Genomic DNA, 15,423 nt, shown 5'->3' on the forward strand with positions numbered 1-15,423 from the left:
CCGATTTTCCCCCTTTACCGAATTTATTGCCCCTGCGGTTTTGCCCGACGAAGTGCGGTCGCTTTTCTTTGCCGATTTTGAAGGGTTGGGGGAATATCATCAAATCCTCAATCAAGCCGCACATAAAAAAGAAAGAGCAAAAAGAATAAAAGAAAGTACCGGAACAAAACAAGCCGAACCGGAAAAACACACAAAAAATCCACCGCACTTTTATGCCGTGGTTGATTGTGCCAAAGCCGTCAGTTTTCCTTACCGTTTAGAAAGCGCAGGCCGTATGGCAAATCTTTATACCGGCAACATCGGGCAAGCCTTAGAAGAACAAGCCCCTTACCTGTTGGAATTTGACCCGTACCAAGAAGAAACCGTGGCATTTTTACAACGTCTGTTTAGAAAAGCCGACAGTAAAGTATTCAGCCACTGGGCGGTTAACCCGGTGATTTTCATTAAAAGCCGTCAATCATTTGATGAGGTTTATCACCATTTACGAAAATGGACCCACCTTTATGACCCAAACGCTGAAAAATGGTATTTTTTCCGCTTCTACGACCCGCTTGTGCTCAATCGTTATCTGCCACAACTGACTCACTACCCCGCTCAACTTGCGGCATTGTTTGGGATGAAGTCAAATACCCAACAGACGCAGCAAGCGGTTCAACCACAAGAAAAGCAAGCCCCCATTATTGAAGCGTTTGGTCTGCGTGTAGAGCAGGAATTTATTTGCTTTAGCTTAAACCCGTTACCGGAAAATACTCAGCCTGCCAAAATTGAGTTAGGGGAGGTAGAAAGAAGCGCCTTCGAACAGGTGTCTTGGAAAAAATTAAGCCAAAAACTCATTGCTATGCTTCTTCCTTATTTTCCTGACGTATCCGAGCCCCAAGCGCAACATTGGCTTGATGAATATAAACAAACACAATCTGCATCGGAAAACATACCAGAAAGGGAATATTGGACTTACTTAAGCGGTCGGGCGATTGCCGAAGAAAAAGGGCTGAATTACTTTGAGTTGCTTACCCGCCATCAGGAAAAAACAGGTTATAAGCACTTAGGTGCCACTCAATCTTTATTAGATGAATTGATTTAAGGAATGGTATGGAAAACAAGAAAAAAAATAATTCGACAACAAGAAAAGATTTAAGCCAATTAAAAGAAGAAAGTAAAAAGCTTTCTATTACAAACAATAAGTGCGCACTTCCTTTAATTCCAATCTATCCGTTGCGTTATGCACTCAGTTCCTTTTATTTAGATGAGGCAAAGGTTTCACTCAACCCCGAATCACCTAGAGCGCCTAAAATAAATGACATCACCGTCCCGTCTTCGATGCGACGTGACTCCGTTCATCAATTACAGCAGCTCCGCCAGGGATTTATCTATATTTACTCGCCTACGCAACATCAATATATTACGACGGATAAAAATAATAAATGGCTAGTGTTTCGTTACTTCACCAACAAAGATGATGTCAACAGTGTAAATCAATTTCCGGCAGGCGGGAAAGAGGCGGAGGGACTTGGTTATAGTTTTATTTTGTATCAATGGGAAGAAAATGCCTCTCAACACCCTTGGAAAGTAGCAGATATGCCGCCTATGGATGTCGTCTTTGTGGATAAAACCCAACAATGGGTTTACATGGCGTATAGCGAATATCCGTGGTCAGCAGAAATGCTGGAACAACTTGAAAAAGATAAAGATTTACGCGATAGCCTCATGTCGAAAATTGATGTCACGAATCAAGCTACCACAGAAAACAGCGCCTCTTTCGATGAAATTAGCAGTTTTGCCATTGAGTTTGATAATAAAGAGACAAACCTTTTTGAGATAAGTAAAAACTGGTTTACCCGTATTCAAAAAGCCCATAAACTCCCAAACCTCTGTGGCGAACAAGAAAAAGGACTGATTGTCGGGCTAAACGATATTGTGGGTGAGTTACGCGAGCTCCAAAATATTTTGTACCAATTAACCCAAGCTGCCGAGGCTTACTATAAAAAATATACTTATCCGCTCACAATAGGGAATATTATCGATCCGAAAGTGGCTTACGATGTCCGTGGTGAAGCCTTTCCATTTAAAAAGCTCGTTCGGGTCATCGAACAAAAAGGGGTAAAAGAGGCGCTTTCAACGCAATTTGAGTCAAAATATAAAAAATTAGTCAATAACGGTTATCAATGGTATGAAAAACCGGCAAAAGCCATTGTTGAACAAATCAATGGGCTTTATCGTTGGAAGCAACTCAATACCTTGATGAATAAAGTGATACCTAATGCCCTCAAATCAGCAGGAAAAGACAATCATCAGGCAATCAATCATACTGCTTACGTTTTCAATCGGTTATTAACCGATATGGTTATCGGGCTGGAATCCACCCCGGAGGGCGAAAAACTGTTAAGCAACCTACTCACCGCACCGGAGGGCGGCAGTGGCTCGTTTAGTCATGAACAATACCGAAAAACCATCAAAGAAGCGATGGATATGTTTAACGCTTCCATTATCACGATACAAGATATTCAGGTGAGACAAAAAACTTTTGATAAATTTTATACCGGTATGGAGCAGTTTTATACCTTTGCCGGCAACAGCCTGATTAAGAGCTGGTTAAAAGGTGGAGAATGTGCGATTTCCAAAGAAACGCTCTTTTCCAACTATAACCTGCTCACGCAAAAAGGTTCGCCGGATGTGATTTTTGCAACCCTTGCAGAAAAAATTATTAACGTGACCAATGAGAATTTAACTCAGAGCTCGACAAAGAAAGAGCGAAAACGGCTGATTGCCCAACTGAAAAAACAGTTAAAAGAAGAACAAATACATTGGCAGGCGGACTTTGAGGCTTGGTCGGCACAAGCGGCGATATGGGAAAAACGCATTCGTTTCTTAGGCATTTTGGCAGCGTTTAACGGAATAAAATCACTGGATACGGATTTGGCTAAAAAGAAACTGTCCCATACGGCAATCGGACGTTTTGCGCAAGACCCGGTGTTACAAAAAACCACGGCGATTTTAGAAATTTCCATCGGCACGACCGATGTGGCTTACGGCATGGGGCTGATAAAAAACCCGGGGCAGTTTGTGTCGATGAACAGCCATTCCGTCGGTGGCATGTTAAGAGCAATGGGCACCAATCTACGGGCATTGGCTTATGTGGGTGCCGGGGTGATTACTGGGGTGCTGGCGGCAGTGATTGCGGCTGGTGGGATTGCGGAGGCGTGGAAGAACAATGATAATATTGCCTTGGCAGGAAATATTGTGGTGTTTACCGGTAGTGCTACCGGTGCGGTATTAACTGCACTTATTCCTTTTGATTTCTTTGCTGGTGTAGCAGTGCTTGGTGTTGTCGGTGCCATTGCGTTTGCATTAGTGTTAATTGGCGGATTGGCGGTAAACCTGTGGGGGAAAACCCCATTGCAAGTATGGGTGGAAAATAGATTCTGGGGGAATAGTGAAAGATATTTTTACTGGAATAATTTGCCAAGAGACTCTATTGATAAACAGATCGACAACTCAGCTATTCTTTCTGAGAAGGAATTAGAACAAAAAATCGCACATTTACCTAAAATTGAAAATGACATATTAAAAACACCTGCTCTCTTGTCTGGTACAACACCACTTATGGCTCAATATCTTATCATAAGCAAAGGATTACAGGAGGAGCTGTACGAATACTTAATTCAATCAGGATTACAAATTCACACCTCAGGTAGGCAATTTACCCTTTTCTATGCGGAATTTGAAAAAACACGTCCGACATTAGCAAATCTGGAAATTTACTGTATGAGCTATCGCACCAAAAAACGTAAACGTATTAGCCAATTCTCTTATGCTTTGCGTAACGTGCGTTTCTCATTAATTGAAAACGGCATCACGGAAACGGATATTACCCTTTCTGTGGTGTTTACCGATAGAAAGGGTGATCAAGTAAGAAAGCTCTATGAAAGTGAGGGTTGGAAAGTTCAGCATAAACAAGATATTGACGCAGCACTTAAATTAAAAGACTAATAACCTAGAGGTATAAACCATGATCCCCCAACTCACTCCAAGACTTAAACGAATGCTCCGCCGTTGTTTTGTTAAAATTGATGATAATACCATTGAAATAAAAGGAAAAAGAGGTGGGACAGTTAAATTAGTGTTTATTATTATAACTGCATTTGGGTATTATGATTTTATTCATCCGGATTATAGACAAACTACTTTTGATGACTTGAAATTTACCTTCCAGCCTGAAACTCGTTTTCAAGATTCTTGGCTTTTTAATGCTGACTTTAGCCGCCCCAATTATACGAGGCATGGTCAGACTAAAGAAGAATACCTAGCTGAAATGTGGGAAATTCACAAGGGTAGTGTATGGCGGGGCTATGTTTATCCCATTAAATACTTTTTATTATTGTTAATTTTATTGAAACCCTCCAAACGCCGTGCCCGCCTCGATCGTAAACGGGGTATTATTTACACCTACGTGGGTAAAAAACTCTATGTCACGGAAATCAATAAATTAATGCGACCCTTTCCCGAATATATTGCTGCGATGAATGCCTCGGTATTCTTTTGGGTGCACCCCTATCAACGCAAAGGTACGGGAACATTATGTTTTAAAGGTCCACAAATTCTCGTTGTTGACCACTCATCATGGTTACCGATGTTTGCCTTGCTTTTTTTAGTTTATATCAAGCCGGACGTGGCGACTTATAATACCGCACCGCATCTTAAAAAGATTTTAGTGGATTTTATGAATCCCGATACTCCTCAAGAGCGCATTGACGACATCATGAATGCGATTGACGGCAAAAAAGGATTTTTTGAACGGCTGTTCGGTTTGTTATTTAATTGGATTGATAGCGGCTTATATACGAAAAAACGGCCTAAACAGGCATTTTTGGAAGAAAAGTTGGCTGAATACTTTCAGAAAGAAGCCCCCAATATTACCGAACTGCCCTCTTTTCGTTTTGCCAACGACTTTGACAAATTTTCCGATAAATGGCACAACTTCGTTATTTTAAGCTGCCAATATAATCGAAAAGTGGGCTATGGCACTGTGCCCTGTCCGAATTTATTTGACTATCCGAAGCAGGATACATTACATGTCAGTAAATTTTTTGGTACTTGGGGCAATATCCAAGACGAAAGTAATACGCCATTAGAAGTGTTAGAAAAGCAGCAGGGCAAGAAAAAAAGGAAGAAGAGAAAATAGCGATATTATGTAACAGTTGCACAAACTTAAATCTTATTTCATAGGTAGGTAGGGACGCCACGCTGATGTCCGTAAAAAGTTAAATGATTTGAAAAGGCTGTATGGCGGACACCGGCATGTCATCCCTACATTTTCTTTAAATTATGCATTCGCTACATAATATCGTCTTTTAAGATTACTTTTTCATCCATTTATCATAGATTTTTTGATATTCACCCTTTTCTTTAATCGCTTTCAAACCTTGATTTAAACGTTCTTGCAAGGTTTTATTGGATTTGTTTAATGCGATCCCCACACCGCGACCAAAATATTTCTCATTGGTGATTTTCTCACCGACAAATTCAATATTTGGCTCTTTCACTATAATATCCGCCAACAATGCCGTATCACTCAACACAATATCAATCCGTCCATTTTGCAAATCTAAAATCGCATCTTGTAAATTAACATAAGATTTCGGTAAATATTGAGGTGTTTCGGCAACGGTATATTGCTGGAAAGTCGAGCCGTTTTGTACACCGATATTTTTTGCTGTCGCTAAATTTCCTTTTCCCTTCAATGCAACATAGCTTGCAGAGCTATCATAATAAGGATCACTGAATAAAAGCTGTTTTTCTCGGGATGGCGTAATATCAATTGCCGACATTACCACATCAAAGCGCTTTGCTTTCAAACTAGGAATTAAAGCATCAAACGGTTGGGTTTTAAAATGGCAGGTTGCTTGAATTTCTTTACAAATTGCTTGCGCAATATCAATATCAAACCCCTCCAGCTCCCCTTTCTCTGTTGTCATTTCAAAAGGCGGGTAACTCGGTTCCGTACCAAAAGTCAATTCTTCCGCATTAATCATCACCGTAGTACTCATTAAGATTCCGAGTAAAAATAATTTTTTCATAATCTCTTTCCCTGTTTGTTGTGTGAATCATTTTCTTCGCATAGATATTATAAAAAAATGAATACATATGCAATATTTATGCATAAAATAAAATATTGTTAAAAATTTTGTGATCAACCTCTCAAATTTGTAATTTCTCGTTTGCATTACTGTTTAAAACACACACAATATTAAACAAAAGTTTGCTACATAAACTTTTGTTTAGAGAGGCATAATATGACAGAAAATGAGCGCCGCATTTTAGAGATAATTAAACAAAATCCTTTTATATCCCAACAAACACTCGCTGAAAGCATTTCTCTTTCACGCCCGGCAGTTGCCAATATTATTTCATCGCTAATAAAGAAAGAATATTTATTGGGCAAGGCTTATATACTGAATCAACGCACTTCGATTGTATGTATTGGTGCTGCAAATTTGGATAAAAAAGTAAAAACAAGCGGTGAGCTCCTTAGCTATACCTCAAATCCAGTTAATTCAACGATTTCTATCGGCGGCGTAGTTCGTAATGTTGCCGAAAATCTAGGGCGGTTAGATCACGAAGTTACGTTGATTTCAACGGTAGGCAATGATCCTGAATGGGCGAGAATTAAGGCATTATCCGAACCTTTTATGAATACGGATGGGGTAATCGTTGTTGAAGGAGAATCCACCGGCTGCTATACCGCTCTTTTGGATCGCTATGGAGAGATGTATCTTGGGCTGGCAGATATGTCAATCTACGACAAATTTACACCTGAATTGCTTATTAAAAAACAACATTTCTTAAAAAATGCTAGTTGTATTGTAGTGGATTTGAATTGTCCTAAAGCAACACTTGAATTTATTTTTGCTTACGCACAAAAACATCGAATAAACGTTGCTGTGATTGCCGTATCCGAGCCAAAAATGAAACATCTTCCAACCGATCTAAAAGCAATAGACTACTTATTTATTAACAAAGGCGAATTAGGTGCTTTTGTTGAAGAATATATTGATTCGGATGAAAAATTAAATAAAGCCATTCATACCTTGCTCAATAATGGAGTAAAAAACATCGTTTTAACAGCGGGTTCTAATGGTGTGCTGTTCACCTCAAAAGAATATCAAAAATGGTTCGATATTAAACGGCTAGAGGGCTCAAAAATCATTGATGTGACAGGCGCAGGCGATTCATTCAGTGCAGCTTACATTAGTGCTTGGCTTAATAATCAGTCTATCGAAAACTGTATGCTTTCAGGAATAACAAATGCTTATCACACGATTCAATCCGAATTTACGGTGCGACCAAATTTAACTAAACATCAACTCACACTAGAAATGGAGAAATATTATGAATAAATACATTATGCTTTCTAATGAAGTCAAAAATGGTATGGAAAAAGGATTACCCATCATTGCCCTTGAATCAACCATTATTTCACATGGTATGCCTTACCCACAAAATGTGGCAATGGCAAGAGAAGTAGAACAAATTATTCGTGATAACGGTGCAGTTCCAGCTACGATCGCGATCATTGATGGAAAAATTCGAGTAGGCTTGTCTGATGATGAACTAGAAATGTTTGGAATTAGTAAAAGTATCGCAAAAGTTTCTCGTCGAGATTTAGCAAACGTTGTTTCATCAAAAACACTTGGTGCGACAACTGTTGCCACCACTATGATCGCAGCAAAACTAGCTGGAATAAAATTTTTTGTTACTGGCGGACTAGGTGGCGTACACCGCGGTTGGGAAACTCATTTGGATATTTCAGCCGATCTTGAGGAACTTGCCAACACCGATGTCACCGTAATTTGCGCTGGGGCAAAATCAATTCTTGATCTACCTGCTACGCTTGAATATTTAGAAACAAAAGGCGTACCTGTTATTGGCTATAAAACCAAAAATCTTCCAGCATTTTTTACCAGAGATAGTGGTTTACCTTTAGCATTATCATCCGATGATATTTCACATATTGCCAATATGATAAAAACAAAATGGGAACTTAAGTTACAAGGTGGTGTTGTCGTTGCTAATCCGATTCCCGAAGCCGATGCGCTCGCGCCCGAATACATTGATAGCATCATTGAAAATGCAGTAAAAGAAGCAGAAGAACAAAATATTATCGGCAAAGATATTACGCCATTCTTGCTTGGTAAAATAGTGGAATTAACCGGAGGAAAGAGCTTAGAAGCCAATATTAAACTTGTAAAACACAATGCAAAAGTAGGCGCTCAACTTGCCGTTGAATTTTTCAAAAATTAACATTCTTCCAAAATAAATTTAGCCGTTTATGGTTATAAAAACATAGGAGTAGAAAATGCTTAAAAGAATTATTTTGGATTGCGATCCCGGTCATGATGATGCAATTGCTATGCTGCTTGCCTATGGCAACCCTGATATTGAACTATTGGCAGTAACAACTGTTGTTGGCAATCAAACCTTAGAAAAGGTATCTCGTAATGCATTGGCAATTGCTGAGATTGCCAAAATGAAAGGAATTCCTTTTGCAAAAGGCGCAAGCAGACCACTTGTTAGAGAAGTTGAAGTTGCACCGAGTATTCATGGCGATTCCGGATTAGATGGTCCTAAGTTGCCAAAATCTGACCGCACTTTTCATAATAAACATGCTGTGCAACTTATCATTGATCTCATCATGTCTCACCCTGAAAAAACAATTACCCTTGTTCCAACGGGCGGGCTCACAAATATTGCACTTGCAGCCAGATTAGAGCCCCGCATTATTGAACGGGTGAAAGAAATCGTGCTAATGGGAGGTGGCTATCATACCGGAAATTGGAGCGCAGTAGCCGAATTTAATATAAAAATCGATCCCGAAGCTGCACATATTGTATTTAATGCCGGTTGGCAAATCACTATGGTCGGTTTAGATCTTACACATCAAGCCCTCGCAACACCGGATATTATCAAAAAAATTGCTCAAATTGACACTGAACCGGCAAAATTTGTTGTTGATCTACTTGAGTTTTTTGGAAAAATGTACAAACAAGCGCAAGGGTTTGACGCCCCGCCGGTACATGATCCTTGCGCCGTTGCTTATGTGATTGATCCAACACTAATTGAAACGGTAAAAGTGCCGGTTAATATTGAATTAACCGGCACACATACACTAGGAATGACAGTTGCCGACTTCCGTTATCCGCCCAAACCCTGTAATACACAAGTTGCAACAAAACTAGATAAAGAGCGATTTTGGGATTTAGTTATTGATGCAATTAAACGATTAAATTAATTCGTAGATTATTGCAAAAACTTGAAGCAAGCCCTTCCCTAATCCTCCCAAGTGCGGTTAAAAACAACCGCACTTTTTACTTTTCTCATCGTCATAAAAATTTTGTGATCCTTATCTCAAATTTGAAATTTTCTTGTTGTTTTTTTATTTCATCTCTCTATATTTATTTCATCGAAACGTTTCGATAACAAAAAAAGAGGAGCCCGGATGAAAAAAACAACATTGTTAAATGCACAACTTTCCCATTGTATTGCTACGCTTGGTCATACGGAAAGTTTGACCATTTGTGATGCCGGACTGCCGATTCCATTAAATGTGGAACGTATAGATTTAGCCCTTACCGCCGGTGTGCCACGTTTTTTACAAACCTTCGATGTTGTCATAAATGAAATGTTTGTGGAGCGTGCCTTGATCGCCGAGGAAATCAAACAAAAAAATCCTGAAATATTGACCTCACTTTTAGCGAAACTCCAACAACTTGAAACTGCTCAAGGCAATCAAATTCAGCTGGAATTTGTGCCGCACGAAATCTTCAAAAAACATACCCAGCAAAGCAAAGCGATTGTACGCAGTGGCGAATGTTCGCCTTATGCCAATGTGATTTTATATTCCGGCGTGCCGTTTTAACGAAGGTAAAATGATGGAAACCCTACTCAAAATCAGCGGTGTAAATAAATCCTTTCCCGGTGTGAAAGCCTTGAATAATGCTTGTCTGTCAGTGTATGCCGGCCGTGTAATGGCATTGATGGGCGAAAACGGTGCGGGCAAATCAACCTTGATGAAAGTGCTGACCGGTATTTATTCCAAAGATACCGGGACGATTGAATATCTTGGCAACGAAGTATCGTTCAACGGGCCAAAAGCGTCTCAAGAGGCCGGTATTAGCATTATTCATCAAGAGCTTAATTTAGTGGGCAATCTCAGCATTGCAGAAAATATTTTCCTTGGGCGTGAATTTAAAACGCGCTGGGGGGCGATTAATTGGCAAAAAATGTACGCCGAAGCAGACAAACTGTTAGCACGTTTAGGCGTAACCCATAGTAGCAAAAAATTATGTTCCGAACTTTCCATCGGCGAACAGCAAATGGTGGAAATCGCCAAAGCGTTAAGTTTTGAATCTAAGGTTATCATTATGGATGAACCGACGGACGCCTTAACCGATACGGAAACGGAGGCTTTATTCAACGTTATTGCTGAGCTTAAAGCGGAAAAACACGGCATTGTTTATATTTCCCACCGTTTAAAAGAAATTTTCCAAATTTGCGACGACGTTACTGTTTTACGTGACGGGCAATTTATCGGTGAACGGGCAGTGGCGGATCTGACCGAAGATGAGTTGATTGAAATGATGGTGGGTCGCCGCCTTGACGAACAATATCCGCACCTGCCACAAGAAAAAGGCGACTGCGTATTGAATGTCGAACATATCAGTGGCAGTGGTATTAATGATGTTTCTTTTAAACTTTATGCCGGCGAAATTGTGGGCGTATCCGGCTTAATGGGGGCTGGCAGAACCGAGCTTGGCAAATTACTTTACGGCGCCTTACCGAAAACCGCCGGCAAAGTGCGGTTAAAAAATCAAGAGATTGAAAATCACAGTCCGCAAGACGGCTTAAACAATGGCATTGTCTATATTTCTGAAGATCGAAAAGGCGACGGACTGATTTTAGGAATGTCTGTAAAAGAAAATATGTCGCTTACAGCACTCGAGCATTTTTCTCAAAAAGGTTCGATTTATCATCAAGCGGAAAGAATGGCAGTAGATGATTTTATTGAGATGTTTAACATTAAAACCCCAAGCCGCGAGCAACAAGTGGGTTTGCTTTCCGGCGGCAATCAGCAAAAAGTCGCGATTGCACGCGGTTTGATGACCCGCCCAAACGTATTGATTTTAGACGAACCGACACGCGGTGTGGATGTGGGCGCACGAAAAGAAATTTATCAGCTGATCAACGAATTTAAAAAAGACGGCTTGAGTATTTTGATGATTTCATCCGATATGCCGGAAGTGCTTGGTATGAGCGACCGCATTTTGGTTATGCACGAAGGCAAAATCAGTGCAGAATTTTCTCGTGAAGAGGCAACACAAGAAAAATTACTCGCCGCCGCCATTGGCAAATAGACTTAAAGTCGGTTTCAAAAGTGCGGTCGATTTTACGGATAAATTTTTAAGGTAAACATGATGACAACCCAAACTTCTCGTTTCCAATTTGGAAAATTTTTGATTGAACAACGTTCTTTTATTGCACTGATTATTCTCATTGCCATTGTGTCGATGATTAATCCGAATTTTTTCAGTGTGGATAATATTCTGAATATTTTGCGTCAAACCTCCGTGAATGCCATCATTGCCGTGGGAATGACATTCGTGATTTTAATTGCAGGTATTGATCTTTCTGTGGGATCGGTTTTAGCGCTAACGGGCGCAATTGCCGCTTCAATGGTCAGCCTTGAACTGCCGATTTTCCTCGTCATTCCGGCGACCTTGTTACTCGGCACAATACTTGGCGGCATCAGTGGGATGATCGTCGCCAAAGGGAAAGTACAAGCTTTTATCGCCACCCTTGTTACGATGACGTTATTACGCGGTGTAACCATGGTTTATACGGACGGTCGCCCAATTACAACGGGCTTCTCTGACAGCGCAGAGGCGTTTGCCACCCTTGGTACGGGTTATCTGTTGGGAATTCCGGTGCCGATTTGGATTATGGCTGTGGTGTTCGCCGTAGCTTGGTATATTTTGAAACATATGCCGATTGGACGCTATATTTATGCCCTTGGCGGTAACGAACCCGCTACCCAACTTTCCGGTATTAATGTCAATAAAATCAAAGTATTTGTTTTCGCTGTGAGCGGTTTTTTATCTGCCCTTGCCGGTTTAATTGTCACGTCCCGTTTATCTTCCGCACAGCCTACTGCCGGCGTATCCTATGAGCTTGATGCGATTGCGGCGGTCGTTGTAGGTGGGACCAGTTTAATGGGCGGTAAAGGTCGTGTAATAGGAACACTCATTGGTGCATTGATTATCGGATTTTTAAATAATGCCCTAAATTTATTAGACATTTCATCTTACTATCAAATGATAGCAAAAGCCTTGGTTATTCTGGTTGCCGTTTTAGCCGATAACTATCTTGGTACAAAAAAACTGTAACTTACTTTAAGGAGAAATTATGAAAAAATTATTCACACTTAGTTCCACCGTATTATTAGGTTTAGCCGTTTCCGGCACAGCCCGTGCACAGGATACCATCGCCTTAGCGGTATCGACCTTGGATAATCCGTTTTTTGTGACCTTAAAAGACAGTGCACAGAAAAAAGCGGATGAATTAGGTTACAAACTCGTAGTGCTTGATTCACAAAATGACCCGGCAAAAGAATTAGCCAACGTAGAAGATTTAACCGTTCGCGGTGCCAAAGTGCTTTTGATTAATCCGACCGATTCCGAAGCGGTGAGCAATGCCGTAGCCATTGCCAATCGCAATAATATTCCGGTCATTACACTGGATCGTGGGGCGGCGAAAGGTAAAGTGGTAAGTCATATCGCCTCTGATAATGTCGCCGGCGGTAAAATGGCAGGCGATTTTATCGCCCAAAAATTAGGCGGTGGTGCAAAAGTGATTCAACTTGAAGGCATAGCCGGTACATCTGCTGCGCGTGAACGCGGCGAAGGCTTTAAACAAGCGGTTCAAGTGCATAAATTCGATGTGCTTGCCAGCCAACCGGCGGATTTCGATCGCACAAAAGGTTTGAACGTAACTGAAAACTTACTTGCCAGCAAAACGGAGGTGCAAGCGATTTTTGCACAAAACGATGAAATGGCGTTAGGTGCATTGCGGGCCATTAAAGCGGCCAATAAAAACGTACTGGTCGTGGGCTTTGACGGCACTGATGATGCAGTGAAAGCCGTGAAAAGCGGAAAATTGGCGGCAACAGTTGCCCAACAACCGGATCTAATCGGTTCGCTCGGTGTGGTAACAGCAGACAAAGTGTTAAAAGGCGAGAAAGTAGAAGCACAAATTCCGGTTGATTTGAAAGTCATTACCGAATAATTATTTGTAGGCGGGACTATTCGCCTACAATCAAATCAATATGTTACAGCTGACGGGTAAAAATGCCCCAACGGATTATAGATCAACAATGAAAAAACTGACTGTTCTCGGCAGCATCAACGCCGATCATGTTATTTCCGTCCCTTATTTTGCCAAACCCGGCGAAACCTTGACGGGTAAGAATTATCACATCGCCTACGGTGGTAAAGGGGCAAACCAAGCCGTTGCGGCAGCACGTTTGGGGGCTAAGGTGGCGTTTATTGGTTGCATTGGAGGTGATGGTATAGGTACATCAATGAAAAATGCCTTTGCGCAGGACGGCATTGATACCGCCCATATCAGCACGGTTTCGCAAGAAATGACCGGAATGGCGTTTATTCAAGTGGCTCAAACCGGCGAAAACAGCATTGTGTTAGCCCGTGGTGCAAATGCGTTTTTAGACGAACAAATCGTATATAAAGCTGAAGAACGGATTGCCCAATCAGATTGCTTACTGATGCAATTGGAAACCCCGATTTCCGGTGTGGAACTTGCCGCACAAATCGCGAAAAAACATAATGTACAAGTGGTGTTAAACCCTGCGCCTGCCCAACCGTTATCCGATAACCTATTGGGCTTAATCGACATTATCACGCCAAATGAAACTGAAGCAGAAATTCTTACCGGCGTACGGGTAACGGATGAACAAAGTGCGGTCAATGCCGCACGTGTTTTTCACGAAAAAGGTATCGGCTGCGTGATCATTACGCTCGGTGCAAAAGGCGTGTTTGTGAGCCGATATGGAAAAGGTGATGAAAGTGGCGAAACTCGAATAATTAAAGGATTCTGCGTACAAGCGGTAGATACCACGGCGGCGGGCGATACCTTCAACGGTGGTTTCATTACCGCTTTATTGGCTGGGCAATCCCTTGATGAAGCGATTCGTTTCGGACAAGCCGCTGCGGCGATTAGCGTAACACGCAAAGGCGCACAACCGTCTATTCCAACCCGTCAAGAAACCTTAGAATTTCTCACGAACAACGAAAAGTGCGGTTAAAAATAGCGGTGTTTCTATGGCAACGATGAAAGATATTGCCCGATTGGCAAAGGTTTCGACTTCTACGGTTTCTCATGTCATTAACGGTTCACGATTTGTCAGTGATGAAATTCGAGAAAAAGTGATGAGCGTGGTAGCGGAACTGAATTACACCCCCTCCGCCGTGGCGCGTAGTCTGAAAGTACGCGAAACAAAAACCATCGGATTGCTTGTTACCGCAACCAATAATCCTTTCTTTGCCGAAGTCATGGCAGGCGTAGAGCAATATTGCCAACAACATCAATACAATCTCATTATTGCCACCACCGGTGGTGATGCAGGACGATTACAACAAAATTTACGGACACTACTTCATAAACAGGTAGACGGCTTATTATTGATGTGTGGTGACAGCCGTTTTAATGCAGATACGGAACTGACTGTTTCTGTACCATTGGTGGTGATGGATTGGTGGTTTACCGAATTAAACGCTGACAAAATTCTCGAAAACTCGGAACTTGGCGGATATTTAGCAACCAAAACGTTAATTGATGCTGGCCATCAACAAATTGCCATTATCACCGGTAATCTAAAAAAGTCTGTTGCACAAAATCGCTTAAAAGGTTATCAAAAAGCCTTAATGGAGTCGAAAATCCCACTCAATTCCCATTGGATTATGGAAAGCCATTTTGACTTTGCAGGCGGTGCCGCCGGTATGCAAAAATTGCTTGCGACACCACGTCGCCCAACCGCCATATTTTGTTGTAGCGATGCCATTGCAGTAGGCGCTTATCAAGTACTTCAACAGCAGGGGTTACAAATTCCGGAGGACATTTCCGTCATTGGTTACGATGATATCGAACTTTCCGGTTATCTTTCCCCTCCACTTTCTACCATCAGCCAGCCCAAAGCCGAATTAGGCAAACTCGCCGTAGAATTATTACTGCAACGGATAAAAAACCCGAACGAGCCTTATCAAACACTCACCCTCAGCCCAACGCTAAAATTACGAGAATCAATTAAAAATATAAATAATAAAACCAAATTTATTTAAACTTCTTTGCTAAACAGAA

At 41.3% G+C, this 15,423-nt stretch carries 13 protein-coding genes; 12 read left to right on the forward strand and 1 reads right to left on the reverse strand.

Going from position 1 to position 15,423, the window contains the following annotated elements; all coding sequences use genetic code 11:
* The 3 genes from BKL51_RS05520 to BKL51_RS05530 form a co-directional block, all read left to right on the forward strand.
* Window positions 1–1,081, forward strand: a 1,081-nt coding sequence (locus BKL51_RS05520) for a DUF4123 domain-containing protein (protein ID WP_233127082.1), incomplete at its 5' end; no start/stop codon positions are given.
* 8 nt (window positions 1,082–1,089) lie between these two features.
* Window positions 1,090–3,987, forward strand: a complete 2,898-nt coding sequence (locus BKL51_RS05525) for a toxin VasX (protein WP_077465741.1) — start codon at window positions 1,090–1,092, stop codon at window positions 3,985–3,987.
* 19 nt (window positions 3,988–4,006) lie between these two features.
* Window positions 4,007–5,179, forward strand: a complete 1,173-nt coding sequence (locus tag BKL51_RS05530) for a hypothetical protein (protein ID WP_077465742.1) — start codon at window positions 4,007–4,009, stop codon at window positions 5,177–5,179.
* Window positions 5,180–5,354: 175 nt separating this feature from the next.
* On the opposite strand, the gene BKL51_RS05535 is transcribed toward BKL51_RS05530, so the two are convergent.
* Window positions 5,355–6,074, reverse strand: coding sequence for a lysine/arginine/ornithine ABC transporter substrate-binding protein (locus BKL51_RS05535; RefSeq protein WP_077465743.1), 720 nt, complete (start codon window positions 6,072–6,074; stop codon window positions 5,355–5,357).
* Between the two features lie 216 nt (window positions 6,075–6,290).
* On the opposite strand from BKL51_RS05535, the gene BKL51_RS05540 reads away from it, so the two are divergent.
* From BKL51_RS05540 to BKL51_RS05580, 9 genes are all read left to right on the forward strand, one after another.
* Complete coding sequence (locus BKL51_RS05540; protein ID WP_077465744.1) at window positions 6,291–7,394, forward strand: carbohydrate kinase; 1,104 nt, start codon at window positions 6,291–6,293, stop codon at window positions 7,392–7,394.
* The gene (locus BKL51_RS05545) at window positions 7,387–8,298 is read left to right on the forward strand and encodes a pseudouridine-5'-phosphate glycosidase (protein ID WP_077465745.1); all 912 of its coding nucleotides are present in this window, start codon (window positions 7,387–7,389) and stop codon (window positions 8,296–8,298) included. Before BKL51_RS05540 ends, BKL51_RS05545 begins: the two co-directional genes overlap by 8 nt.
* A 55-nt stretch (window positions 8,299–8,353) precedes the next feature.
* Window positions 8,354–9,286 carry a nucleoside hydrolase gene (locus BKL51_RS05550; protein WP_077465746.1) on the forward strand — a complete coding sequence of 311 codons (933 nt, stop codon included), beginning with the start codon at window positions 8,354–8,356 and terminating at the stop codon, window positions 9,284–9,286.
* A 207-nt stretch (window positions 9,287–9,493) separates the two neighbouring features.
* Window positions 9,494–9,913 carry a D-ribose pyranase gene (gene rbsD, locus BKL51_RS05555; protein ID WP_077465747.1) on the forward strand — a complete coding sequence of 140 codons (420 nt, stop codon included), beginning with the start codon at window positions 9,494–9,496 and terminating at the stop codon, window positions 9,911–9,913.
* A 13-nt stretch (window positions 9,914–9,926) separates the two neighbouring features.
* On the forward strand, window positions 9,927–11,408 hold the full coding sequence (gene rbsA / locus BKL51_RS05560; protein ID WP_077465748.1) for a ribose ABC transporter ATP-binding protein RbsA: 1,482 nt from the start codon (window positions 9,927–9,929) through the stop codon (window positions 11,406–11,408).
* 60 nt (window positions 11,409–11,468) lie between these two features.
* The gene (gene rbsC / locus BKL51_RS05565; RefSeq protein WP_077465749.1) at window positions 11,469–12,437 is read left to right on the forward strand and encodes a ribose ABC transporter permease; all 969 of its coding nucleotides are present in this window, start codon (window positions 11,469–11,471) and stop codon (window positions 12,435–12,437) included.
* 19 nt (window positions 12,438–12,456) lie between these two features.
* Window positions 12,457–13,335, forward strand: a complete 879-nt coding sequence (gene rbsB, locus BKL51_RS05570) for a ribose ABC transporter substrate-binding protein RbsB (RefSeq protein WP_077465750.1) — start codon at window positions 12,457–12,459, stop codon at window positions 13,333–13,335.
* A gap of 88 nt (window positions 13,336–13,423) precedes the next feature.
* Complete coding sequence (rbsK, locus tag BKL51_RS05575) at window positions 13,424–14,371, forward strand: ribokinase (protein WP_077465772.1); 948 nt, start codon at window positions 13,424–13,426, stop codon at window positions 14,369–14,371.
* Between the two features lie 16 nt (window positions 14,372–14,387).
* Window positions 14,388–15,404, forward strand: a complete 1,017-nt coding sequence (locus BKL51_RS05580) for a substrate-binding domain-containing protein (RefSeq protein WP_077465751.1) — start codon at window positions 14,388–14,390, stop codon at window positions 15,402–15,404.
* Window positions 15,405–15,423: the final 19 nt, after the last annotated feature.

Origin of the sequence: Rodentibacter sp. Ppn85 (assembly GCF_001999335.1) — a bacterium.
Lineage (GTDB): Bacteria > Pseudomonadota > Gammaproteobacteria > Enterobacterales > Pasteurellaceae > Rodentibacter.